The sequence below is a fragment of the Pseudomonas fluorescens genome, from assembly GCF_902498065.1.
Classification (GTDB): Bacteria; Pseudomonadota; Gammaproteobacteria; order Pseudomonadales; family Pseudomonadaceae; genus Aquipseudomonas; species Aquipseudomonas fluorescens_BJ.
The window spans coordinates 1,125,209-1,150,338 of the sequence record NZ_CABVIR010000001.1 but is presented as its reverse complement, the minus strand read 5'-3'; the positions used below and the strand labels follow the sequence as shown (position 1 = coordinate 1,150,338).

The 25,130-nt window shown below is 60.1% G+C and carries 19 protein-coding genes; 17 read left to right on the top strand and 2 right to left on the bottom strand.

Annotated features, from left to right (window positions below; all coding sequences use genetic code 11):
* Positions 1-54: 54 nt before the first annotated feature.
* Genes F8N43_RS05585 through F8N43_RS05575 form a run of 3 tightly spaced genes read left to right on the top strand, consistent with a single transcriptional unit; the run spans position 55 to position 3,737 of the window.
* The gene (locus tag F8N43_RS05585) at positions 55-1,068 is read left to right on the top strand and encodes an iron ABC transporter substrate-binding protein (RefSeq protein ID WP_150634301.1); all 1,014 of its coding nucleotides are present in this window, start codon (positions 55-57) and stop codon (positions 1,066-1,068) included.
* Positions 1,069-1,071: 3 nt separating this feature from the next.
* Positions 1,072-2,670 (top strand): ABC transporter permease, encoded by a 1,599-nt coding sequence (locus F8N43_RS05580; RefSeq protein WP_150634300.1) that lies wholly within the window; start codon positions 1,072-1,074, stop codon positions 2,668-2,670.
* Positions 2,667-3,737: an ABC transporter ATP-binding protein gene (locus tag F8N43_RS05575; RefSeq protein WP_150634299.1), complete on the top strand. Its 1,071-nt coding sequence runs from the start codon at positions 2,667-2,669 to the stop codon at positions 3,735-3,737. Before F8N43_RS05580 ends, F8N43_RS05575 begins: the two co-directional genes overlap by 4 nt.
* Here F8N43_RS05575 and xerC read toward each other — a convergent pair.
* Positions 3,734-4,624 (bottom strand): tyrosine recombinase XerC, encoded by an 891-nt coding sequence (gene xerC, locus F8N43_RS05570; RefSeq protein WP_150634298.1) that lies wholly within the window; start codon positions 4,622-4,624, stop codon positions 3,734-3,736. The two genes, F8N43_RS05575 and xerC, sit on opposite strands and share 4 nt — an antisense overlap.
* Before the next feature lie 400 nt (positions 4,625-5,024).
* Between xerC and arnB the strand changes: the two genes are divergently transcribed.
* The 13 genes from arnB to F8N43_RS05505 all read left to right on the top strand — a co-directional run bounded on the left by arnB (position 5,025) and on the right by F8N43_RS05505 (position 22,377).
* The gene (arnB, locus tag F8N43_RS05565; RefSeq protein ID WP_150653354.1) at positions 5,025-6,173 is read left to right on the top strand and encodes a UDP-4-amino-4-deoxy-L-arabinose aminotransferase; all 1,149 of its coding nucleotides are present in this window, start codon (positions 5,025-5,027) and stop codon (positions 6,171-6,173) included.
* The gene (gene arnC, locus F8N43_RS05560) at positions 6,170-7,189 is read left to right on the top strand and encodes an undecaprenyl-phosphate 4-deoxy-4-formamido-L-arabinose transferase (RefSeq protein ID WP_150634296.1); all 1,020 of its coding nucleotides are present in this window, start codon (positions 6,170-6,172) and stop codon (positions 7,187-7,189) included. Before arnB ends, arnC begins: the two co-directional genes overlap by 4 nt.
* The gene (gene arnA / locus F8N43_RS05555) at positions 7,186-9,177 is read left to right on the top strand and encodes a bifunctional UDP-4-amino-4-deoxy-L-arabinose formyltransferase/UDP-glucuronic acid oxidase ArnA (protein ID WP_150653353.1); all 1,992 of its coding nucleotides are present in this window, start codon (positions 7,186-7,188) and stop codon (positions 9,175-9,177) included. Before arnC ends, arnA begins: the two co-directional genes overlap by 4 nt.
* Entirely contained in the window at positions 9,177-10,061 is an 885-nt protein-coding gene (gene arnD / locus F8N43_RS05550; protein WP_150653352.1) for a 4-deoxy-4-formamido-L-arabinose-phosphoundecaprenol deformylase, read from the top strand. Before arnA ends, arnD begins: the two co-directional genes overlap by 1 nt.
* A complete protein-coding gene (arnT, locus tag F8N43_RS05545) occupies positions 10,058-11,707 on the top strand; it encodes a lipid IV(A) 4-amino-4-deoxy-L-arabinosyltransferase (RefSeq protein WP_150653351.1) in 1,650 nt (549 codons plus the stop codon). The genes arnD and arnT overlap by 4 nt, the downstream gene beginning before the upstream one ends.
* The gene (gene arnE / locus F8N43_RS05540; RefSeq protein ID WP_150634292.1) at positions 11,704-12,048 is read left to right on the top strand and encodes a 4-amino-4-deoxy-L-arabinose-phosphoundecaprenol flippase subunit ArnE; all 345 of its coding nucleotides are present in this window, start codon (positions 11,704-11,706) and stop codon (positions 12,046-12,048) included. Before arnT ends, arnE begins: the two co-directional genes overlap by 4 nt.
* Complete coding sequence (arnF, locus tag F8N43_RS05535; RefSeq protein ID WP_150634291.1) at positions 12,045-12,446, top strand: 4-amino-4-deoxy-L-arabinose-phosphoundecaprenol flippase subunit ArnF; 402 nt, start codon at positions 12,045-12,047, stop codon at positions 12,444-12,446. The genes arnE and arnF overlap by 4 nt, the downstream gene beginning before the upstream one ends.
* Positions 12,443-13,822 (top strand): UDP-glucose dehydrogenase family protein, encoded by a 1,380-nt coding sequence (locus F8N43_RS05530; protein WP_150637075.1) that lies wholly within the window; start codon positions 12,443-12,445, stop codon positions 13,820-13,822. Before arnF ends, F8N43_RS05530 begins: the two co-directional genes overlap by 4 nt.
* Before the next feature lie 281 nt (positions 13,823-14,103).
* Complete coding sequence (gene tssI / locus F8N43_RS05525; RefSeq protein WP_150653350.1) at positions 14,104-16,104, top strand: type VI secretion system tip protein TssI/VgrG; 2,001 nt, start codon at positions 14,104-14,106, stop codon at positions 16,102-16,104.
* Complete coding sequence (locus F8N43_RS05520) at positions 16,101-16,967, top strand: DUF4123 domain-containing protein (protein WP_150653349.1); 867 nt, start codon at positions 16,101-16,103, stop codon at positions 16,965-16,967. Before tssI ends, F8N43_RS05520 begins: the two co-directional genes overlap by 4 nt.
* On the top strand, positions 16,964-20,599 hold the full coding sequence (locus tag F8N43_RS05515; RefSeq protein WP_150653348.1) for a toxin VasX: 3,636 nt from the start codon (positions 16,964-16,966) through the stop codon (positions 20,597-20,599). The genes F8N43_RS05520 and F8N43_RS05515 overlap by 4 nt, the downstream gene beginning before the upstream one ends.
* 364 nt (positions 20,600-20,963) lie before the next feature.
* On the top strand, positions 20,964-21,722 hold the full coding sequence (locus tag F8N43_RS05510) for a hypothetical protein (protein WP_224787785.1): 759 nt from the start codon (positions 20,964-20,966) through the stop codon (positions 21,720-21,722).
* Between the two features lie 94 nt (positions 21,723-21,816).
* On the top strand, positions 21,817-22,377 hold the full coding sequence (locus F8N43_RS05505; protein ID WP_150634345.1) for a GNAT family N-acetyltransferase: 561 nt from the start codon (positions 21,817-21,819) through the stop codon (positions 22,375-22,377).
* Here the strand turns inward: F8N43_RS05505 and F8N43_RS05500 are convergent.
* Positions 22,322-23,293 carry a LysR family transcriptional regulator gene (locus tag F8N43_RS05500; protein ID WP_150634344.1) on the bottom strand — a complete coding sequence of 324 codons (972 nt, stop codon included), beginning with the start codon at positions 23,291-23,293 and terminating at the stop codon, positions 22,322-22,324. The genes F8N43_RS05505 and F8N43_RS05500 overlap by 56 nt on opposite strands.
* A 307-nt stretch (positions 23,294-23,600) precedes the next feature.
* Here F8N43_RS05500 and argH point away from each other — a divergent pair, with 307 nt between their 5' ends.
* Positions 23,601-25,028 carry an argininosuccinate lyase gene (gene argH / locus F8N43_RS05495; protein WP_150653346.1) on the top strand — a complete coding sequence of 476 codons (1,428 nt, stop codon included), beginning with the start codon at positions 23,601-23,603 and terminating at the stop codon, positions 25,026-25,028.
* Positions 25,029-25,130: the final 102 nt, after the last annotated feature.

Here is a 25,130-nt window from a genome sequence, read left to right as displayed (position 1 = left end):
ACCCTTCCGGTCTGTCAGCGTCCAAGATTCTAAAATAACGGGAGCCGCCACCGCATGAATCGCCATTTCCCCTCTTTCCTCAAAAAAGCCCTGCTGGCTACTGCCCTGCTGAGTGCTGGCCACGTCTACGCTGCGGATGCCGACGGCATCGTGGTCTACAACGCCCAGCACGAAAGCCTGACCAAAGCCTGGGTCGAAGGCTTTACCAGGGAGACCGGGATCAAGGTCACGGTACGCAATGGCGACGACACGGAAATGGGCAATCAGATCGTGCAGGAAGGCGCAGCCTCCCCGGCTGACGTGTTCCTCACCGAAAACTCCCCGGCCATGGTGCTGGTGGACAACGCGGGGCTGTTTGCGCCCGTGGCGCCGACTACCCTCGAACAAATCGACGCGGCCTACCGTCCGGCCCATGGCAAATGGGTCGGGATCGCGGCGCGCTCCACGGTGTTTGTCTACAACCCGGCCAAACTGCCCGAAGCCGAGCTGCCGAAGTCGTTGATGGACCTCGCCGATGCCAAATGGAAAGGCCGCTGGGCAGCCTCGCCCGCCGGTGCCGACTTCCAGGCGATTGTCGCTGCCGTTCTGGAGCTCAAAGGCGAAGCCGCCACCCTGGAGTGGTTGAAGGGCATGAAGATCAACTTTACCGCCTACCGGGGCAACAGCTCCGTGCTCAAAGCGGTCAACGCCGGGCAAATCGACAGCGGTGTGATTTATCACTATTACCGCTTCGGTGATCAGGCCAAGACCGGCGAGAACAGCAAGAACACCGCACTGCACTATTTCAAACACCAGGATCCGGGCGCCTTCGTCAGTATTTCCGGTGGCGGTGTCCTGGCGTCCAGTAAACACAAAGATCAAGCCCAGGCGTTCCTCAAGTGGGTGACCGGCAAAGACGGCCAGGCCATCCTCAAGACCGGCAATTCGTTTGAATACGCGGTCGGCAAGAACGCGCAATCCAACCCAAAACTGGTGCCCCTGCAGCAGCTCGACGCGCCGAAAGTCGACGCCTCGAAACTCGACAGCAAAAAAGCCGTTGAGCTGATGACACAGGCCGGACTGCTCTAATTGATGCCTGAAACATTACCGGCGGTCGTCGCTGAGGCGATACCCGCACATTTGCGCCGCCGCTCCCGCGGAGTGTTCGTGGGTCGCGGCGGTGCATGGGTGATCGGTTTGTCGGTGCTGGTTTCGCTGCTGGCGCTGCTGCCAATCGCTTTTGTCATCGGCGTGTCCGTGCAAACCGGCTGGACAACCTTGCTCGCACTGGTGTTTCGGCCACGGGTCGGCGAGCTGTTCATCAACACAGTATTGCTGGTGCTGATCACGATTCCCCTGTGCGTCGCGCTGGGCGTGACACTCGCCTGGCTGACCGAGCGCAGCGATCTGCCGGGGCGGCGCTGGTGGTCGTTGCTGGCGACCGCGCCGCTGGCGGTCCCGGCATTCGTTCACAGCTATGCCTGGGTCAGTCTGGTGCCGCCGATTCACGGGCTGTTTGCCGGGGTTCTGGTGTCGGTCATCGCCTACTTCCCTTTCCTCTACTTGCCGATTGCGGCGACGTTGCGTCGGCTCGATCCGGCCATCGAAGATGTCGCGCAATCGATGGGGCTCAAACCTTGGGCAGTGTTTTTTCGCGTGGTGCTGCCGCAGCTGCGTCTGGCCATTTGTGGCGGCGCCTTGTTGGTCGGGCTGCACCTGCTCGCCGAATACGGCCTGTACGCGATGATCCGCTTCGACACCTTCACCACAGCGATCTTCGATCAGTTCAAATCCACCTTCAACGGGCCAGCCGCGCACATGCTGGCGGGTGTGCTCGCGCTGTGTTGCCTGGCGATGCTGACCGTCGAATCGGCGGCGCGTGGCAATGCGCGGTATGCCCGCGTTGGTTCCGGGAGCGCCCGGGAACAGCAGGTCGTGCGCCTGAAAAAACTGCCAACCGTGCTCGCGCTCACCTTGCAGATCGTGACCTGCGCCCTCGCGCTGGGGGTGCCGTTGATCACCTTGGGCAAGTGGCTGATCGCCGGTGGCTCGCAGGTCTGGCAGATGGCCGAGCTGATGCCGGCGCTGCAACAGACGCTGCTGCTCGGGGTTGCCGGCGCGGCTCTCACCACCTGCGCGGCGATTCCGATTGCGTGGCTGTCGATCCGCTCGCCGGGTCGGCTGCAACGGGTCCTTGAAAGCTGCAACTACATCACCAGTTCGTTGCCGGGCATTGTGGTCGCCCTGGCGTTGGTGACGGTCACGGTGCATTTCGCCCGTCCGATTTATCAGACCACGATCACCGTGCTGCTGGCGTATTTGCTGATGTTTTTGCCCCGTGCGCTGGTGAGTTTGCGGGCGGGCATCGCTCAGGCGCCGGTTGAGCTGGAGAACATCGCCCGCAGTCTCGGTCGCTCGCCCGGTCGTGCGTTGTGGTTGATTACCCTGCGCCTCGCCGCGCCCGGTGCTGCTGCGGGTGCCGCGCTGGTGTTCCTGGCGATCACCAATGAATTGACCGCCACCCTGCTGCTCGCCCCGAACGGCACGCGCACGCTGGCGACCGGGTTCTGGGCGTTGACCAGCGAGATCGACTACGCCGCCGCTGCGCCTTATGCCTTGCTGATGATCCTGCTGTCACTTCCTTTGACCGGGCTCCTCTATCACCAATCCAAACGAACGGCTGGCCGATGAACGCTCTTGAACTGCATTCGATCTGCAAATCCTATGGCGCGCATCGCGCCCTGGAAAACATCAGCCTGTCGGTGCCCACGGGTAGCCGCACGGTGATCGTCGGGCCTTCCGGTTCGGGCAAAACCACCTTGCTGCGCATGATCGCCGGTTTCGAGTTTCCGGACTCGGGCCGCCTGACGTTCAATGGCCAGACGTTGGTGGACGACACCCACGAAGTCCCGGCGCATCAACGCCAGATCGGTTATGTCCCGCAGGACGGCGCCCTGTTTCCGCACATGACCGTGGCCGCCAACATCGGTTTCGGCCTGTCGACCAAGGGCGCCATGAAACACGAGCGTATTGCCGAACTGATGGACAGCGTGGCACTGGATTCCAGCATGGCCAATCGTTGGCCCCATGAGCTTTCCGGCGGCCAGCAACAACGTGTGGCACTGGCGCGAGCGCTGGCGCAACAGCCACGCCTGATGTTGCTGGATGAGCCATTTTCCGCGCTCGATACCGGCTTGCGCGCCGCCATGCGCAAACTGGTTGCGCGGCTGCTGGCCGATGCCGGTGTCACCACCATTCTGGTCACCCATGACCAGAGCGAAGCGCTGTCATTTGCCGATCAACTGGCGGTCATGCGCGAAGGGCAACTGGTGCAGTCAGGTCATCCACTGGATCTTTACCGCTATCCCGGCGACGAACAAACCGCGCTGTTCCTCGGCGATGCGGTGGTCATGCCCGCCAGGATCGAGGCCGGCTGGGCGCATTGTGATCTGGGGCGGATCCCGGTCAACAACCATCGCAACAACCGCTGCGCGCAGATCATGCTGCGGCCCGAGCAGTTGCAACTGATCGGCATCGTGTCAAACGACGTAGAGGTCGCTGGATGCCGCGCGGTAGTGACCGAGCGGGATTTCAGCGGCAATACCTGCACCTTGACCGTGGAGCTGGAGTCTTTGCCTTCAGCGCAACAGCCTGGCCGCACACTCATGGTGCGCAGCTCAGGCTTGTACGCGCCACCTACCGGCAGTGCGGTTCAGGTCTCGACCATCGGGCATGCCCATGTGCTGAGTGAACCTTAAAGATCGAAGCGGTCCACGGCCCGTCGCCGCTCGTTGTCATCGCGCACGTCGTAGTTGGCGGTCGTCTGGATATTGCTGTGATGCGCGAGTTTCTGCGCGATCGACAAATCGTGCTCCTCAATCACGCGGGTAATGAACGAGCGTCGAAAATCATGCGGCATGATTTTCACCCCGACCTGCGCACCCCGCTGGCGGGCGATGTAATAGATCGCGTGTTTGGTGATGCGCTCGCGGGTGATGTGACTGCCGCGACGGATGCGATTGAACAGAAACGGATCGTCCACTTCGCCGTCCTTGAGCTGCGAACGGCGCAGCTCCAGCCAGGCATCCAGTTTGGCGAACGCCCAGGCCGGTGCGTACTTGATCAGTTGTTTGTTGCCTTTGGCGGTCACCCGCAGGCTGCGCTCGGTGAAATCCACCTGATTCAGGTCGAGGTTCACCGACTCCGATTTACGCATGCCCGAGCCGTACAAAATCCCGATGATCGCCGCGTCGCGCAAACCTTGTGGCCGTGGGTCGGCGGCACAAACCGCCATCATCTCCTGAATCAGTGAGCGCCGCAGATTGCGCCCCTGCGACAGCCGTGTGCCGGCAATGCCTTTGACCGAGCGCATCTTCAGCAAGTGCTCCTGACTGATCAGGCTCATGCGCCACGCTTCGTTCATCACCCCACGCACAGCGTTGACGTACAGCGACGACGTATTCGGTGCGTAGCCATCCTCGCGCAAGGCCGCGACCAGCGCGATCACATCCTCGGGCTGCAGCTCGTGCCAGGGAATGTCCTCGACGTTCATGTCTTCGAAGCCCAGGCGATCGGCGGCGTCCTGCAACACATAGCGCATGGTCAGTTGGCTGGACGGCGCCAGTCGCGCCAGATACACGGTCATCGGGTTCTTTGCAGCAGTTGAATCAGCAACAGGTAAGTCAATCAAAACAAACGGCCTTGAGTGGAAACAGTTCATTAAAACAACTAAGGATTGAAACATTCTTCATATAAAGCGGGACACTTCTGTAGGACTTTTCTACGCAATAACGCGATGAACGGCAGAAGTCTGAACACAGGCTTAATAGACTTCGGATAAACGATTCGCCCACCGGTTTTTCATGTTCCTTTCACAAAAACGCGCCTAACCTCTTATATATCCGGTGAGCCGCGATGGGCACCCAACCTGCCGCCCATGGCCGCAAAAGTCAAATGCGGTTCGTGCCAGACAGGTTACTAAACCACTGAAACTCTGTTTCTTTCGGCCCTTTGGCTGAAGGACTTCCAACGCCCTGAGGTTCTCCATGAGTCAGGCTTTTCTCCCCTTCTCCCGCCCCAGTATCGGCGATGAGGAAATTGCGGCCGTAGAGCAAGTTTTGCGCTCTGGCTGGATCACTACCGGGCCGAAAAATCAGCAACTCGAAGAACACTTCGCCAACTATGTTGGCTGCCGCCATGCCGTGGCACTGTCCTCGGCCACTGGCGCCATGCATGTCACGTTACTGGCGTTGGGCATTGGTCCCGGCGACGAAGTCATCACGCCGTCCCAGACCTGGGTCTCCACCGCCAACATGATCTGCCTGCTGGGCGCGACGCTGGTGTTTGTCGACGTTGACCGCGACACGCTGATGAGCAGCGTCGAGCACATCGAAGCGGCCATCACCCCGCGCACCCGGGCGATCATTCCGGTGCACTACGCCGGCGCGGCGTTCGATCTCGATCCGCTCTACGCGTTGGCCGAGAAACACGGCATCCCGGTGATCGAAGACGCCGCCCATGCGGCGGGCACCGTTTACAAAAACCGTCACGTCGGCGCGAAAGGCACGGCGATCTTCTCGTTCCACGCGATCAAGAACATGACCTGCGCCGAGGGCGCGATGTTCGTCACTGACGATGAAACGCTGGCCAGCCGAGTGCGCATGCTCAAGTTTCACGGCCTTGGCGTCGATGCCTACGACCGCCTGACCCACGGCCGCAAGCCCCAGGCGCAGGTGATCGAGCCGGGGTTCAAGTACAACCTGGCCGACATCAATGCCGCCATCGCACTGGTGCAACTGCAGCGTCTGGACGACATCAACGCCAAGCGTACAGCGCTGGCAAAGGCTTACCTGCAACGGCTGGAAGGCTCACCGGTGCAACCGCTGGCCATTGCGGCCTACCCGCAACAGCACGCCTGGCACCTGTTCATCTTGCGTATCGACGCCGAACGCTGCGGACTGGACCGTGAGGCGTTCATGAAGTCCTTGCAGGAACACAGTATCGGCACCGGCATTCACTTCATCGCCACGCACCTGCACACCTACTACCGCCAGCGATTCCCCAACATCTACCTGCCCAACACCGAATGGAACTCGGCACGCCTGTGTTCGATCCCGTTGTTCCCCGACATGACGCTCGACGACGTCGACCGAGTGGTCAGCGCCATTGAAAGCACATTGGACAGACGCCTGTGAAACCTTACCCGATCCGTTGCGTGTCGATTGTCATCCCGGTCTACAACGAACAGGACAGCCTGCCTGAATTGCTCAGGCGCACCGAAACGGCGTGCCAGCAATTGCACCATGACTACGAAATCGTGTTGGTTGATGACGGCAGTCGCGACCACTCGGCGCACATCCTCGAGGAGGCCGCCAGTCGCGATTGCAGTCCGGTGGTGGCGGTCATTCTCAACCGCAATTACGGCCAGCACGCGGCAATCATGGCCGGTTTCGAGCAGTGCAAGGGCGATGTGGTCATCACCCTCGATGCCGATCTGCAAAACCCGCCCGAAGAGATTCCGCGATTGGTGGCTCAGGCTGAACTCGGCTATGACGTGGTCGCCACGGTGCGCAGCAATCGTCAGGACTCGGCCCTGCGCCGTTGGCCGTCGAAACTGATCAACCTCGCGGTCCAGCGCTCCACCGGTGTCGCCATGAGTGACTACGGCTGCATGCTCCGGGCTTACCGCCGGACCATCGTCGACGCCATGCTCGCCTGCCGCGAACGCAGCACCTTTATTCCGATCCTGGCCAACAGCTTCGCCCGACACACCACGGAAATCCTGGTGACTCACGCCGAGCGCGAACACGGCGAATCGAAGTACAGCCCCATGCGCCTGGTCAATCTGATGTTCGACCTGATCACCTGCATGACCACCACCCCGCTGCGGTTGCTGAGCATCGTCGGCTTCGCCATGGCCGGATTGGGTGTGGCGTTCGCCACGGCACTGATCGTGTTGCGGCTGGTGTTCGGCGCGAGTTGGGCGGGTGACGGCACGTTTGTGCTGTTCGCCGTGCTGTTCGTGTTTACCGGTGGCCAGTTCATCGGCATGGGTTTGCTGGGTGAATACCTCGGGCGCATGTACAGCGACGTCCGTGCGCGTCCGCGCTTTTTCATCGAAAAAGTCCTGCGTAGCCAGCCGGCCACCCCGGCGCCTGTCGTCACCGTCGACGGTCTCACTTCCACTTCTTCAGATCAGGTTCTCTCATGAGCGCAAACGCTGTTGTCTTCGCCTATCACGATATTGGCTGTGCCGGCATCGAAACCCTGCTCGCCAGCGGATACGAGATTGCCGCCGTGTTCACCCATGCCGATGATCCGCAGGAAAACACCTTCTACGGCTCGGTTGCGCAACTGTGCGCCCGCCGGGGGATCCCCGTGCACGCACCGGAAGACGTCAATCATCCACTGTGGATCGAACGCATCCGTCAACTCAACCCCGATTACCTGTTCTCGTTCTACTACCGCCACCTGCTCAGCGAACCGTTGCTGGCCACGGCCCGTAAAGGCGCGTTCAACCTGCACGGTTCGTTGCTGCCGCGCTATCGCGGACGTGCGCCAGCCAACTGGGTGCTGGTCAACGGCGAAAGCGAAACCGGCGTGACCCTGCACCGCATGGTCAAGCGTGCCGACGCCGGCGCCATCCTTGCTCAACAACGGGTGGTGATTGACCGTAGCGACACGGCGCTGAGCCTGCACGGCAAGTTGCGCGTGGCCGCTGCCGATCTGTTGCGCGACACGCTGCCGGCCTTGCTTCAGGGCAAAGTCAGTGAAACCGCGCAGGACGAATCCCAAGCCACCGTGTTCGGTCGCCGCACGCCCGCCGACGGCAAGTTGATTTGGCAAAAACCGGCCGAAGAACTGTTCAACCTGGTGCGTGCCGTGACCCAGCCGTACCCGGGCGCGTACTGCGCCGCTGGCGAACACAAACTGATTGTCTGGAGCGCTGAAGTCGTCAAGGGCAACGAAGGTCAGCCACCGGGCCGGGTCATCAGCGTCGATCCGTTGCGCATTGCCTGTGGTGAAGATTCGCTGGTGATCCGCGCCGGTCAACGCAACGACAACGGCTTGTACCTGAGCGGCCCGCAACTGGCCAGCGAACTCGGTCTGGTCGACGGTTCCCTGTTGCGCGGCGCCGAATCCGGGCGCGCACCACGGCGCACTCGCGTATTGATCCTCGGCGTCAACGGTTTCATCGGCAATCACTTGTCCGAGCGTTTGCTGCGCGATGACCGATACGAGGTCTATGGTCTCGACATTGGTTGCGACGCCATCGAACGTTTGCGCAGCCATGCGAATTTCCATTTTGTCGAAGGCGACATCAGCATTCACTCCGAGTGGATCGAATACCACATCAAGAAGTGCGACGTGGTCCTGCCGCTGGTGGCGATTGCCACGCCGATCGAATACACGCGCAACCCGCTGCGCGTGTTCGAACTGGACTTTGAAGAAAACCTGAAACTGGTTCGCTATTGCGTCAAATATAAAAATCGCGTGATTTTCCCCTCGACCTCGGAAGTCTATGGCATGTGCCAGGACGCCAACTTCGACGAAGACACGTCCAACCTCGTGGTGGGTCCGATCAACAAGCAGCGCTGGATCTACTCGACCTCCAAGCAATTGCTCGACCGCGTGATCTGGGCCTACGGCCAGAAAGGCCTGAACTTCACCCTGTTCCGCCCCTTCAACTGGATGGGCCCGCGCCTCGACCGACTGGACTCGGCGCGCATCGGCAGCTCCCGGGCGATCACGCAACTGATCCTTAATCTGGTGGAAGGCACACCGATCCGCCTGTTCGATGGCGGTGAGCAAAAGCGCTGCTTCACCGACATCGCCGACGGCGTCGAAGCGCTGGCGCGGATCATCGATAACGACAACGATGCCTGCAACGGTCAAATCATCAACATCGGTAACCCGGACAACGAAGCCAGCATCCGTCAGTTGGGCGAAGAGCTGTTGCGTCAGTTCGAAGCGCACCCGCTGCGTGACAACTTCCCGCCGTTCGCCGGGTTCCGCGACGTTGAAAGCAAGGCGTTTTACGGCACCGGTTACCAGGACGTGTCCCACCGCAAGCCGAGCATCGACAACGCCAGGCGGCTTTTGGACTGGGCGCCGACCGTGGAGATGAGCAAAACCATCGGCAACACCCTGGACTTCTTCTTGCGTGAAGCGATGCTCGAAATCGCGGACAAACACTGATGCAGGCGGGCCTTCGGATTGATGTCGACACCTACCGTGGCACCCGTGATGGCGTGCCACGTCTGCTCGAGATACTCGATGAAGCCCAGGTCAACGCGACGTTTTTCTTCAGCGTCGGGCCGGACAACATGGGTCGTCATTTGTGGCGCCTGACTCGCCCGCAGTTCCTGTGGAAGATGCTGCGCTCCAACGCCCCCGGGTTGTACGGCTGGGACATCTTGCTGGCCGGCACCGCGTGGCCGGGTAAACCGATCGGCCGCGACCTCGGGCACTTGATGCGTCAGGCCCTCGCCGCCGGGCATGAAGTCGGTCTGCATGCCTGGGATCACCACGGCTGGCAGGCCAATGCCGGGCGCTGGAGCGACGCGCAGTTGATCGAGCAGATTCGCCAGGGCGTGGACACGCTCAGCGATATCCTCGGGGAAAAAGTCCAGTGCTCGGCCGCTGCCGGTTGGCGCGCCGACGCGCGCGTGATCGAGGCTAAACAGGGTTTCGGCTTTCGCTACAACAGCGATTGCCGTGGCCACAGCCTGTTCCGCCCGACATTGGCCGGGGGTGGGCTGGGCACGCCGCAGATCCCGGTGGACCTGCCCACCTTCGACGAGGTGGTCGGCCCAAGCCTTGCGGCCAAGGACTTCAACGCGTTATTGCTTGACCGGTTTTCCGCGGAAAAACTCAACGTCTACACGGTGCATGCCGAAGTGGAAGGGATTCTGCTGGCCGATGCTTTCCGTCAACTGCTGGCCGATGCGCGTGGGCGTGGGATCGGCTTTCAACCCTTGGGCGAATGGCTGCCGCAGACGCCAGACACTTTGCCGGCCGGTCGCGTGGTACGCGGTGCGTTCGCAGGTCGTGAAGGCTGGCTGGGAGTGCAAGGCGCATGAGCCAACGCTGGGCATTACCGCTACTGCTGGGCCTGTTTTTGCTGGGTTATCTGCTGCCATTGGGTACGCACGGCCTGTGGATTCCCGACGAAACCCGTTACGCGCAGATCAGCCAGGACATGCTCTTGAGCGGCAATTGGGTCTCGCCGCACTTCATGAGCCTGCGCTATTTTGAAAAACCGGTGGCTGGGTACTGGATGATCGCCCTCGGTCAGGCGCTGTTTGGTGACAACCTGTTCGGTGTGCGGATTGCTTCGGCGCTCAGCACCGGGCTCAGTGTGATGCTGTGTTACTTGATCGCCTGCCAATTGTGGAACGAGCCGCGCAAAAGTTTTGCCTGCGCGCTGCTGTACATGAGTTTCACCGTGGTTGCCGGCGCGGCCGGTTACGCCAACCTCGACCCGCAATTCACTTTTTGGGTCAACCTGAGTCTGGTCGCCTTGTGGTTCGCGTTGGACAGTGCCACCCGCCCTCGGCGCCTGATCGCTTGGGCAACCTTGGGCCTGGCCTGTGGCATGGGTTTTCTGACCAAGGGCTTTCTGGCCTGGCTGCTGCCGGTGCTGATCGCCCTGCCCTGGATGCTTTGGCAAAAACGCGGGCGTGAATTGTTGATCTATGGCCCGGTTGCGATTGCCGTGGCCCTCGTCGTGAGCCTGCCCTGGGCCTTGGCGGTGCACGCGCAGGAACCCGATTACTGGCGGTTTTTCTTCTGGCACGAGCACATCCGGCGGTTCGCCAGCGATGACGCTCAGCATGACGCGCCATGGTGGTTTTATCTGCCGTTGCTGGTGGCATTCAGTCTGCCGTGGATGGCGCTCTTGCCGTCGGCGCTTCGCCAGGCGTGGCAAACCCGCAGGCAGGAAAACGTTGCTTTTCTGTTGCTGTGGCTGCTGATGCCACTGCTGTTTTTCAGCATCAGCAACGGCAAATTGCCCAGCTACATCCTGCCGTGCCTGCTGCCTCTGGCCTTGCTGCTGGGCCACACGCTGGCTGATCGCCTGCGCCTGGAGCAAGGCCGGGTGCTGGGTTTCAATGGCCTGCTCAATTTGATTCTGGGCATCACCGTCCTCCTCGCGCTGGTCTATCTGCAACTGAAAAAGCCGCTGTACGACCATGAACTGCACAACCTTGTGCTGGTATTCATCTGCTTGATCGGCTGGATCATGGCCAACGTGCTGCAAGCCTTCCGGCCCTTGCAATGCTGGGCGGCGCCGGCGTTTGGCAGCCTGCTGCTGATCGGGATCCTGCCGTCCGCCATGCCCGAATCGGTGGTGGCGAACAAAATGCCCGACCAGTTTGTCCTTGAACATGCCCGGGAACTTGGCGAGACCGGCACCTTATTGAGCAACGATCTGGGCGCTGCCTCGGCCCTGGCCTGGCGCCTGAAACGCCCGGACGTGGCGCTGTACAACACGATAGGCGAACTGAAATATGGCCTCGCTTATCCTGACGGCGCGTCGCAGCGCGTCGACCCTGATCGCGTTCAACAGTGGATGCACGACGCCCGCCAGCGTGGCTCGGTGGGCGTGCTGATGCGGGTCAAGGGTGAAGACGAACTGCGTGAAATCGACCGCTTGCCCAAGGATGGCAAACGCTATGAACAAGGCAACCTTGTGATTCTGATTTTCCCTCAGGGTGCGTCATGAGCCTGTTGCTGGTATTGGCGGCCTGCCTGCTGACCTGTCTGGGCCAGATCGCCCAGAAATACGCCGTGGAGAGCTGGCGCGTCACGCCGTCGGGTTGGGGCAAAAAACTGCGTTCGCCATGGCTGTGGCTGGCCCTCGCTGCGTTGGGCGCGGGTTTGCTGGTGTGGCTGCTGGTGTTGCAGCGCCTTGAAGTCGGCGTCGCCTATCCAATGTTGAGCCTCAATTTCGTGCTGATCACCCTGATCGCCCGCTTTCTCTTCCACGAAGCCATCGACCGCCGCCACTGGATGGGCGTGGCGCTGGTGATCGGTGGCGTGATTCTGCTGGGGTTGAACACATGATCCTGCGCCGGGGCATCTCCTTCGCGCTGGGCAGTGTGCTGCTCGGCAGTGCCGCGCAGCTGGGCATGCGCTGGAGCATGACGCGCCTGCCGCCACCGGAACACGTGCTGGCCGCCAACATCGACCCGACCGCGGTCGCGGTGGTGCTGGCCGCGATCCTCGCCTACGCCCTGTCGATGCTCAGTTGGCTCGTGGCCCTGCGCGATGTACCGCTGGGCCGGGCGTACTCGGTACTGAGCATCAGCTACGCGCTGGTGTACCTGCTCGCCGCCGTCCTGCCGGTGTTCAACGAAGACTTCAGCCTTTGCAAAAGCCTCGGGGTGGCCCTGGTCATTCTGGGCGTCATCACCATCAACGCTCGACCCGCTCACGCGCCCACACTCAGGAGTGACCTATGAAAATCAGTGTATTTGGTAGCGGTTACGTTGGCCTGGTGCAGGCCGCTGTCCTGGCTGAAGTCGGCCACGACGTGGTCTGCATGGACATCGACGAGAAGAAAGTCGAATTGCTGCAACAAGGCCACGTGAGCATTTTCGAGCCGGGGCTGGCCAGCCTGGTGCGCGAAAGCCTTGAGGCCAAGCGGTTGCAGTTCACCACCGATGAAAAATTCGCGGTGCAGCACGGTCAGGTGTTGTTCATTGCGGTCGGCACACCGTCCCGGGACGATGGTTCGGCGGACTTGCGGTACGTGCTGTCGGTGGGCGAAGCGGTGGCCCGTCATCGCGAACATCCGGTGATTCTGGTGGAGAAATCCACGGTTCCCGTGGGCACCGGCGATACCCTGCGTGCGCACATCGACAAATGCCTGATCAAAGTTGGCCGATTACTGCAGTTCGAGATCGTCTCCAACCCGGAGTTCTTGAAAGAAGGTTCGGCGGTCGCCGATTGCCGGCGTCCGGACCGTATCGTCATCGGCTGCGAAAACGATGACGTGCGCGATGTCATGCGCGACCTTTATGCGCCATTCAACCGTAACCATGACCGAATCATGTTCATGGACCTGCGCAGCGCCGAGCTGACCAAGTACGCCGCCAATTGCATGCTGGCGACCAAGATCAGTTTTATCAACCAGATCGCCGAACTGGCCGAACACCTGGGCGCCGACATCGAATCGGTACGCCTGGGCATCGGCGCCGATTCGCGCATCGGCTATCACTTCATCTACCCCGGTTGCGGTTATGGCGGTTCGTGTTTCCCCAAGGACATGCGCGCCCTGATCCACAGCGCCGAAGAAGCGCATTGCTCCAGCGATTTGCTGCAAGCAGTGGAAGCCATCAACCAGCGGCAGAAACACAAGTTGTTCGAACGCATCAACGCGTTCTACAAAGGCGATTTGCAGGGCAAGACGTTCGCCGTGTGGGGGTTGGCGTTCAAACCCAACACCGACGACATGCGCGACGCGCCCAGCCGCGTGCTGCTGGAGTCGCTGTGGTCCGCGGGTGCGAGCGTCCGGGCGTTCGACCCCGAAGCGATGCAGGAAACCCAGCAGTTGTACCCGGACGAAGCGAAATTGATGCTGATGGGCACCCCGGAATCGGTGTTGGCGGGCGCCGATGCCTTGATCATTTGCACCGAGTGGCAGCAGTTCAAGGCGCCGGATTTCAACCTGATTCAGCAACGGTTGAAGGCGCCGGTGATCTTCGATGGACGCAATCTGTATGACGCAGACCGGTTGGCGCGCAGCGGGTTTATGTACTTTCCGATGGGGCGCGGTGAATCGCGCAAGTTGCCGATTCCGCATCAGCAATGGCCGGTGGCTTCCGACGTCGCTTGATCGTTAACTCGCTGAGCATTTGTCAGCAGTCCCTGGGGATGGGGCTGCTGGCACTGATGTTGTTCAGTGCCGGGGTTTGCCAGTCGTTTCCTGCGCTTAGCGCCCCCGATACAACGGAGTTTCACGCCCTCCCTACAGACCCCTCCTACAGCCATGCGTCGCTGACCGTAGATTGCAACTTAACGGACTCGCCCTACGCCAAATAGCGATTCGTCTGACATTCATCAATGAGCCGATCCACGCAAAGTCCTGTGTCTTGAAATAGACACAAGGAAATGTGGATGTTCAGCGCCGTTAAACCCGTCATTTTCACCCTCGACATTCAAGGTTTTCCCCGCGACTTGCAGGTACACGAATTCCGCGCCAAGGAAGCGCTGAATCAACCCTATGAAGTCAATCTCGAACTGGTCGGAGAACGCCGCGACCTGGACATCAAGTCGCTTCATCATCGCGCGGCTTTTTTGCGCTTCGGAGCTGACGGTTCCGGCATCCACGGCCAAGTCTATACAGTTGCCGAAGGGGATTCGGGCAAGCGTCTGACCCGTTACCAGATGACCCTGGTGCCGCACCTCACCTATCTCTCCCATTGCCACAACCAGCGCATTTTTCAAAACCTCAGCGTGCCGCAGATCATTGCAAAAGTACTGAAAGATCAGGGAATGCAGGCCGATACCTGGCGCTTTCAGCTGAATGCCGAGTACCGACCCCGGCTGTATTGTGTTCAGTACGAGACTGACATGCATTTTCTTCAAAGGCTGTGTGAAGAAGAAGGTTTGCACTTCCACTTTCAGCATAGCGCCGAGGGGCATGTGCTGGTGTTCGGTGACGATCAAACCAGTTTTTCGAAACCAGAACGGTCAACCGCCTACAGGCAAGCCAGTGGCATGGTCGCGCAAGCGCCAGTGATTGACCAATTCAAGCTACAACTGAATACCCGCCCGACCCATGTCAGCCGTCGTGATTACAATTTCGAGAAACCACGCGTGCAACTCGACAGCGAGTCTGAAAACCCTCTGCTGCCGCACCTTGAGGACTACGCATTTCCAGGGCAATTCATCCATCGTGACCGCGGCCAACAGCTCACCCATCAGGCACTTGAGCGCCACCGCGCCGATTACCAGGTGGCCAACGGCCGCAGTGACCAAAGCGCCCTGCGCAGCGGCCACTTTGTCGAGATGACGGAGCACCCATGCCCTGAACGAAATGGCCTGTGGTTGTTGACGCAGGTCGAGCATGTCGGCTTGCAACCCCAAGTGCTGGAAGAGCAGACGAGCGACGTTACTGCGCAGGATGGTTTCAGTCAGGGCTACCGTAACCACTTCGTCGCCACACCCTGGGACGTGATATTCCGACCAGCCCTTGAACACCCCAAGCCCCATATGAAGGGCAACCAGCACGCCGTCGTCACCGGTCCACCCGGTGAAGAGATTTATTGCGATCAGTACGGTCGAGTGAAAGTCCAGCTGCTATGGGACCGCGACGGCCAGCAAAACGAACAATCGAGCTGCTGGCTACGAGTCGCTACCGGCTGGGCTCATGACCGTTACGGCAGCGTGCAGATCCCACGCGTCGGCATGGAGGTGCAGGTAGGTTTTACCGATGGCGATCCGGACAAACCCTACGTCTTGTGCTGTCTGCCCAACGCCTCGACCCCGGTGCCACTGGATTTGCCCGCGGAACAGACCCGCAGCATTTTCCGCAGCCACAGCTGCCCCGGCGGTGGTGGTTACAACGAACTGCGCATCGAGGACAGAAAAGGCGCCGAGGAAATTGCCCTGCGTGCGCAGCGCGACTTCGTGCAGCACGTTCTGAACGATGAGCGCATTCAAGTCGACAACCAGCGCAACGTGGTGGTCGGTGGCATAAGCAGTCATGACCTGCGCGGCGAAGAGCGCCACTTGACCCATGGCAACCGCCTGACCGAACTCAAACAGGATGACCACCTGTTGGTCCTTGGCGATCAGCATGTGCGCGTCGCCAATCAACGACTCAGCGCCACACAACAGCTCCACTTCAGCGCCGTTCAACAAGTCGCCATCAGTGGCGGGACGTACCTGGCGCTCATGGGCGGCGGACAATGGCTAACGCTGGGGCCGGAAGGCATTTTCAGCAGCGTGCCGATTCTGGTGGGCGGCGCTCCGCCCGTGAGCTTGCCGGCGGAGCCGCTGATGCCGGGCGCCCTGCCCTTGCTGAAAGTGACGTTTGATGCGGCCCAACAACGTCATGCGCTGATTTCAACCCGCGCCTCGCGTTGCCTGATTTGCGAGGCTGCCCAAGCATGAAACTCTCGACTTCCCTTCCTGAAAACCTGCCGTGGAGTGAGCAGCACGCGTTCCTGTTATTGGACGGCGCGACCCTGAGCGATTTGCCGCAGCGCCTGAAGACACTGAGCCCCGGCGCCAGCATCCTCGCCCTGTATGACAGCACGCCCTTCAATGCGCTGCGCGATATCTCACCGCTGCTGGTGGCGATGGAACAACCTGACGCGGATTTTTTTCAGTTCTTTGTGCAACGCGCGCAGGAAGAATGGGGCGTGCTGTTGTTCAGCCCCAAACCGGCGCATGAGGTGGCGCAGCACTTGCGCAAACTGCTGACCGTTGAGTTACCAGACGGGTTGCAGGTTTTCCTGCGACTGGCCGATGCCGCCGTCGCGAAGGCTTTGTTCAGCAGCAACGATCAGCGCTTGTTCGGCCCGTTGTCCTGTGTGGTGACTGCCGATAGCGTCGGCGCCACATGGCATCGTCATCAGCCTCGCCAGCCGGAATGCCCGGACTTGCCAATACCCTATCGTCTGAGTGCTGAGCAGAGCTTGGCGCTGGATCTGGTTGACCGTCGACGCGTACTGCTCGAACTCGACGCGCACCTGCTCAAGCACTTCCCCGAACGCCATGGCAGCGAAACTGTGGCCGAACGCTGGTCAATGCTGGAACAACTGGAAACCGAAGCCAGCGCCCTGGGCCTGGATAACCCGTCCGGGCTGTTCTATTACGCGAATGTCATGGCCCGGCTGGACGGGTCCCCCCTAGGCCAGCATCCCGAGATCAATCGACTGCTGCATAACCCTTCCCTGCAACCCGTCGGCGAGCGCATCGTGCTGGCCGCTGACCTGGCTCGCCAATGGGCCAATGAACGAGGCCGCCCATGAACAAGCCACACCCTGCCGACCTCGCTGCGGCTGCCGCGTCCAAATCGCCCATTGGCTCCCTTGGCGCCTGCCCTTTGCGACAAACCCACGTGCAGCTACTGCCCTTGCGTTACGGGCTGGTGGAAAAGCCCCTCGACCCGAGTGCCGAACTGAAGCTGCCGTATGCCCTGACAACCCGCCCGTTGGGCATTCGCATGCTGCGCGATGGCTGGCTGTACATCATCGACAGCGTGACCGGCCATCTGCACGAATATCAGGTGCTCAACGGACTGGTCAGCGCCTTGCTGCACAAGGGCGCCAAGGTTGATGGTGATCAGCGCACGGCCATCGAAGAGCGTCCGGCGCTTATTTTTTCAAGGCGCAGCACCCTGCATGTGACCTTCGCCGAAGTGCAGTGGACGGCGGCCAAATGCGCGCAAGTGCTCGACAGCCGCACCGAACGCGACCACTTCATGCAGGCCGTCGACCTCGGCCCGGTTCATTGCCAAACCGGTGGCGAGCATCTGCTGACAGTGGCGCAGGGCAAACAGTGGCTGGCAGAGATCGCGACCGCTCCGGTCCAGCAGGCGCAAGCCGCACAAGACCGCGCGAAACATGAATCCGAGGCGCCGCCGCACGCCGTTCTATTGCCGCCGGTGCACGTCAGCGATGCACCCGCGCACGAACGTGAACCCTATCTGTGGGAGCAGCCGCGGCGCTTTCGCGAGGCGCACATTGGCGAGTTGCTCGGGCGGGTGCGCCCGGCTTATCAGGACGACACGTTGTTCCTCGTGGTGCAGGACGACCTCGGCGTGCTGCGCGATCTGGCCGAGTATCAAGACACCGTGGTCGGCTGGGTCGATGACTGGAGCAATGCCGACACCAACGAACGCGATTACCTGTTGGCCTGCTACATCGAGTCCCTGAGCCGGCTCAGTGCCGAGGATATCGGCAACCTGGCCGATGCCAGCGACGATCCGCGAGTCCAGGCGCTTTTTGGCGATCTGCAACAGTTGCCCGAACCGGATCAGGAGCAGACCCGCAACGCCTTGCTCGACTACCTGAACAAGGGCGGCAAGGTCGAGCCACCGGACGGGCCCGTGCCAGCGGCGCTGGAGCAGTTGCGCAAAGAAGCCCATGCCGAAGCGTTCAAATTCGCCAAGTACCAGGGTGGCACACCCGACTTCACCGCCCACAGCCGCGCCAGTGACGAGGCCGACCACCGCTACTATGCTCGACAACATTTCAAGGTCGCCCCCGATGATTTCGTCGAGCGTCACCTCGACACCTTGGTAAAACTCGGCCAAGCGCAAAACAAACGCATCGTCGATGTGCTCGAAGGCTCCAGCTTCAGTGGTAAGCGCGGGGTCAATGATTTCATCGACCGGCCTGCCATGGACAGCGCGCTGTTGCAGCATCGCGACGACCTTGGCCGCTGGAACCGGATGCTGGATCGCATCACCACCGACCGCATCATGCTGGTGGGTGCCGGTCGTTTCCATCGTTCGGCCTGGTACTACGACGCGCAGGATCAACAGCAACACCACCAGGCCCTCACCACCGAATACGCCTGCCTCAAGGACCTCTGCCGCAGCGATTACGCCAGCGAAATCCTCCTCGGTTATCTGGAAAAACACCCCGAACTGACCCGGCCACTGTTCTACACCTTGCCCCTGCGCCTACAGCCAGAACGGGCGGCGCAATACGCCACGTTGTTCAACGCCGGCATGGGCGTGTTCAACAACCTGCCGCACTGGCTGGGCGAGTTGCAGAAAATCGAACCGCCCCTGCCGTCCCTCGACGATCTGCCCGAACACACCCGCGCCGTGGCCGACGCGGCCCAGCACAGCCTCAGCCCGGCGCTGAACCTCGGCCTGAGCCGGGCCTTGGAAGGTTTCGATCTGGCGAGCGAGAAAATCCCCGACCTCGATGAACTGTTCCGGCGCCTGCCCAAGGCGTTACCGGCCCGGATTCTCGACGCAGCAAAAACCACCGGGGTGACCTTCACCGTCGCCAGCCCGGCGGAACACGCGGCGCTGCAAAACAACCTCAAGGACCTGCTCAGTGAGCGCGACTACCTGAAAACCCTGACCCGCGAACGCAACCAGATCACCCACAACAAAAATCGCCAGGGGCACAGGACAGCACGGGCGTTGGAATTGCAGGGTGAGATCGTTCGGGTCCGGGCAGAGTTGACGCAACTCGAAGGTCGCTTGGCCGGGGCGTTGAGCCCGATTGCGGAACTGCCGGATCAGTCGGCGCGCCTGTATGGCGCGACACCTGCTCGGGCGGGGGTGACGGTGGTGTTTCCACCGGCGCAGCAGTTGGAGGTGAGGAGTTTGCTGAAGGATATTCGGCTGGGGGTTAGCTCGGTGCCGAATGGGAAGTTGATTAGAAGCGAGGGGATGGGGTTGTTGGTGTTTTTGGTGCAGGGGGTGAATTTGGTTTCGGTGTATCGAGAGATGCAGGGTCAAACCGGTAATAAGCGAACATGGGCTCCCTTGGCCAATGCGCTGGCAGCTACCGGAGCTGCGGGATTCACTGCGGCGCAGAGTCTGGCCGATACGGCACTGAAAGCTCGCAGCGCTGAACTCGTCGCGAGTCTTCAGCATCATGCTTTGCAGAATGTACATGTACAGATGGGGAAGCTGCATGTCGGGCTTGGTATTTTTACCTACGGCTTCGGTCTTATATCTTCAATGGTAAGTTTCAATATCCAGCAGCAAAAATGGCAACAAGCCATACGTAGCGGAGATCATTTGGCACAGGGTAGTGCAGCGCTTGCCACATTGGGTGCAGGTGGAATGACAGCCGCAAACGCCTATGGCCTAAATCATACCGTCCGCTCTACGTTTAAAGTGCTGACGGCACGGACTGCCGCTACGCGAACGGCTGCCTGGGCCGCGGCGGGTACGCGTCTATCCACGGTATTCTTCCGCTTCAATCTGGCCGGTGCCCTGTTCACCATTTTGGAATTGGGCGGAACCTGGCTATACAACCGCTACAACATCAGCGCCCATGACAAATGGCTGAAAACCACACCCTGGAGCCTGGACACCGATCATCGCGGCGACCATACCCTGGATGAATATCAGCATTACTTGGGTTATTTGCTCAACGCTCCGTATGCGCAACTAGGCCCGAATGAACATGACTCCTGGTTGAAAAACTTCCTGCTAAAAGCCAAACCCAGCGACATTCACTTGGTGCTGCCAAGGCTCAAACTCAGTGATTTGCAGCCACCGTTGAGTGGACAACCGGCTCATCGCCTGGGGATCGGCGCCCACCGTCTGTCCGTTCCCCTCCACAGTCGTGGTGTACCGCGCGAGCGCAAGGACGTCATCAGCGAGGAAATCACGGACAACCTGCGCATCGTGCAAGCAGAGCCAGATCGTCTGGTGTTATGCCTGCAGTATCCCGTGGACCCAGACTCTGAATTTACCCCAGCGTCCGAAACTCTGGAGCTGGCCGTCTGTGTACAAACCTTGAACGCCAAGGGGGTGTGGGAGTCGCGGACTGAGGTCATTCACCTCAACCCGCGCGGTAAAGGACATTTTCCTTCGTTGCCCCGTCAATCCGTTACCGAGCATCCACCATTGTTGCTGGTTGAAACCCATCTGCTGGAGCTGGCCGACCATGCCCACCAAGATTGATGTGCCTCTGCCGCCCCAGCACCTAGAGCAATCCGGAAAAGCCGGAGACGTTGAGCCGTTTCCAAGTGGGAAAATCACTTATCTCGCGCCGTTGCCATTACCGACAACGTTGCCGCCGCTTGGCCCCCATATCGGAGAGCTCAATGAGGTGTATATGGACTTCGGGCTGGGATCACCGCAGATATTTTCATGGCAGGTCATACTAGGCGGACCATTCAGTGTTGCCTTCTCGGTTGCATTTCTATTCCCGTTAGTCGGGGGCTTCCTTGGATTCGTTCTTGGATATAGTTGGGAAGATACTAGTGACTCCATAGAAGGGATCTTCCATGAATCCTATGGACTAGCCTTAAAAGGCGGTTTTTTCATGCTACTCATCGGCCTCTGTACTTGGCACCACAACCACAAAAAACGCCTCTACATCATCCCCACCCGCTTCAACCGCCAACGCCGCGAAGTCTGCTTCATGCCCGAAGACGCCACCGAACCGCTCTTCGTCCCCTGGGAATCCCTCTCGGCCTGGGTCATCGAAGCCCAAGGCGCCACCCAATACGGCATCCACCGCCAGTACGGCATGGGCATCGGTTTCCAGCACGGCGAGACCCTGACCAGCGTCGAATTTCCCTGCTTCGGTCTTTCGCTGGCCATCAGCCACTGGGAAGCCATTCGCGGTTACATGGAATACGAAATCCACGACCTCAAATCCATTCAGGACCTGCAAGACCTGCAAGACCTGCAAGGCCCGAACGACCCGCCCCACGAAGGCCTGCACACTTTTCACAACGCCCGTGCACGCATGCACCAGCAAATCCGCGACGGCCAACGCGGTCGGGTATCGGGATTTTTCTGGTACCTGTACCACGTCATGACCCTGTGGACGATTCCCAACCACCTGACAGAATGGGAAATCCGCCGCCTCCAGAAAATGGCCCCGCAGGCCATGCCCGAAGTGATGCGCCAATGGTCCGAGCCGTTGCCGAAAGAGCAGTGGGCAAAACCAAGTGAAGAACTCGTTCGGATGAGCCTACAGGTCCGCGCATTACACAAACGCCAACCACGACGACCGATTACCGAAATTTTTTCCGAGGTGCAGCGCTTGAATCCGACCGACAAACGTCGCGCATGAACGTTGACAAACGTGATGAGGACCATTTCCAATCGTTGCCCGCCAACCCATCACCGAACGTGGCCCGAACCTTCGGCAGCCCCCCTTGAGATACATGACGATCATTGTTCGCCGCGCTTTGGTTACCGACGCCCCCGCCCTCCCCGTCATCGAACGTTGCGCTGCTCAATTGTTTCGCGGCGACCCGTCATTGGCCTGGCTGGCCGACAGCCCTGTACCCGATGCCGAACACCATCAACGGGCAATCGAGACAGAGCTGGTTTGGGTTGCGCAATCGGCGGAAGGTGCACTTGCAGGGTTTCTCGCTGCGCGGGAAATCGCCAACCAACTGCATATTCAGGAACTGTCCGTCAGCCAGCCATTTCAGGGCCGGGGCATTGGTCGAAAGTTGCTGTTAGCCGCAGTTTCATACGCTCGCGGACAAGAACTCGCCGGTCTGACTTTGACCACGTTCCGTGACTTGTCATGGAATGAACTGTTTTATCGGCGCATGGGCTTCGTAACATTGAGCCCCGCTGAAACAGGCCCGCGATTAACCCAGGTGTTAAACGACGAAATCGCCCACGGCTTACCCGGTGAGCGCCGTTGTGCGATGCGCTTCAGCCTTGAACCGGCGCCTTCAAATCCACCCCCAATGCCTGGGCGAACGCCTTGACCAGCGGACTGCGCACGGTGTTGTGTCGCAGGATCAGATTGAACGGCGTGACGATGTTGATCAGGTCCGGACGCACGGCGCGAAATTGCCCTTGGGCGACCAGGTTTGCGGCGTAGTGCTGGGGCAGAAAACCCACGAAACGCCCGGTCTTGATCAACAGCGCCACAGCTTCCACTTGGGTGGCGGAGGCGGAAAAGCTGTCGTAATGGGCAAAATTCAGTTTGTCGCGATGGATCGCGTAGCGGTGGTTGATGCACTCGTAATCCTTGAGTACGTTGCTGCCGATTTCTGCGTCCGGCACCGAAAATAAAGGGTGACCGTCCGCGCAGTAAACCTCTGAGAGTTCTTCATACAACGCGTAATAATCGAACTCTTCACGTTTCTGATAAACCGGCACGATGCCGGCCACTAACCTTCCCTCTACAACGCCTCTTTCCACCTCATCCAGTTGCGACGCCTGAAGTTGAAACCTTACTTTCGGTGACGCTTCATTGATTCGTTTAAGCGCTGCAACTAACGGTGAATTAACATCGGAAATCGTATTATCAATAACACCCACACCAAGATCGCCGATAAGTTCATTTTGCGCTGAACTAAGCCGGTCACGAAAGTTGTCGACCGACGCAAATAAATCAATCGACGCCTGATACACCAGTCGGCCTTCTTCGGTCAGATGAAAGCCCTCGCGGCCTCGGGTACACAAGCGCATGCCGATGCGAATTTCCAAGTCGGAAATCTGTTTGCTGATGGCGGCCAGCCCCACATTCAGCTCGTTCTGCGCCGCACTGAAACCGCCGGCCTCGACCACGGCCTTGAACACTTTGAGCAGTTTGAAATCCAGTCCGCTGAGGGCCAGCGGTGCCCGTTGCACCGGTTTTGGCGCGGGGTTTCCGGAATTGGAAAGTGGGGTTTCCATAATGCTTATTTACCTCTGGTGCGCTATTCAACAACCTGTGCCCAACAACAAAAACATAGCTGGCCAATAATAATGAACACAGAAAACCAGGCTTGGCAACCGCTAATAATCTCCGTACTTCAGTGCCAACTCACTGATTTCGAACCATTAAAAGCTGACACTTCGATCAGCTCTCGCAACGACGTAACTGCGCTTTTCCCCTGCCCTTGAATATTGAATAGGCCGAAACACGCCCAATTGATTTGCGGCGGACGTTTCCGACCTGGCACACCGATTTCAGTTCGCTTTACCGACGAGGAAAACAACAATGTCTCAAACCACCGACCGTCTCTGGGGTGCCCGCTTCAAAAGTGGCCCATCCAAAGCCTTGGCGGCCCTCTCCCGTTGCCCCGAGCGCTACTTTCGCCTGACCCCGTACGACCTCGCCGGTTCCAAGGCCCATGCCCGTGAACTGCAGCGCGCCGGACTGTTGAGCGAGCAGGAAACCCTGACGATGCTCGACGCGCTGGAAGGTATCGGTGCTGACTTTAGCGCCGGCAATATCGCGCCAACGCTGGATGACGAAGACGTCCACACCTTCATCGAACGTTTGCTGACCGAACGCCTCGGCCCATTGGGCGGCAAGCTGCGCGCCGGCCGTTCGCGCAACGACCAGACCGCCAACGACCTGCGTCTGTTCCTGCGGGACCACGTGCGCACCCTGGCCGTTGAAGTACTGGCCCTGCAACAAGCGCTGGTGGATCAGGCCGAACAACACATCGAAAGCATCTGCCCCGGTTTCACTCACTTGCAACAGGCTCAGCCGATCGTCTTCGCTCACCACTTGCTCGCTCACGCCCAATCGATGCTGCGTGACGTGCAACGGCTGGTGGACTGGGATGTTCGCACCTCGTTGTCGCCCCTCGGGGCTGCCGCCATGGCCGGTTCCGCCATCGCCCGCCTGCCGCAACAGTCGGCCAGGGAAATGGGCTACAGCGGCGTCTGCGAAAACTCCATCGACGCCGTGGCCAGCCGCGATCACGTCGCCGAGTTCCTGTTTATCGCCAGCATGCTCGGGATCAACATTTCCCGCCTCGCCGAAGAATTCTGCCTGTGGTCGTCGCGGCAGTTTCGCTGGGTTGCGCTGGACGATGCCTACGCCACCGGCAGCTCGATCATGCCGCAGAAGAAAAACCCGGACATCGCCGAACTGGCTCGGGGCAAGGCGGGTCGCCTGATCGGCAACCTCACCGGCCTGCTCTCCACCTTGAAATCGCTGCCGCTGTCGTACAACCGAGACCTGAGCGAAGACAAGAACGGCGTGCTCGACAGCGTCGACACCTTGCTGCTGGTGCTGCCAGCGATGGCCGGAATGGTCGCGACCATGAAGGTCAACGTCGAAGAACTGCGCCGCCAGGCACCGCTCGGTTTCACCCTCGCCACTGAAGTCGCTGACTGGTTGGCAGTACGCGGCGTGCCGTTCAAGGAAGCTCATGAAATCACCGGCGCGTTGGTTCAGGCCTGTGAGAAGCACGACATTGAACTGTGGGAAGCGTCCCCGGCGCTGCTGGCCGAGATTGATCCTCGCCTGACCCCGGAAGTGCGCGACAGCCTGACCCTCGAAGCCGCCATCGCCGCTCGCAGTGGCTGGGGCGGTACCGCACCGCAGCAGGTGCGCGAGCAGATCGGCCGGTTGAAAACCGCCCTTGCGGCGCAGCAAGAATGGACCGAAAACTATCAGGGTTTCCGCCTTTAACGGCCGCCACGCATAACCCTGTGGGAGCTAGCCTGCTAGCGATTTGGCTCTGTCTGACAACCACTCGCTGATTGACACACCGCAATCGCTAGCAGGCTAGCC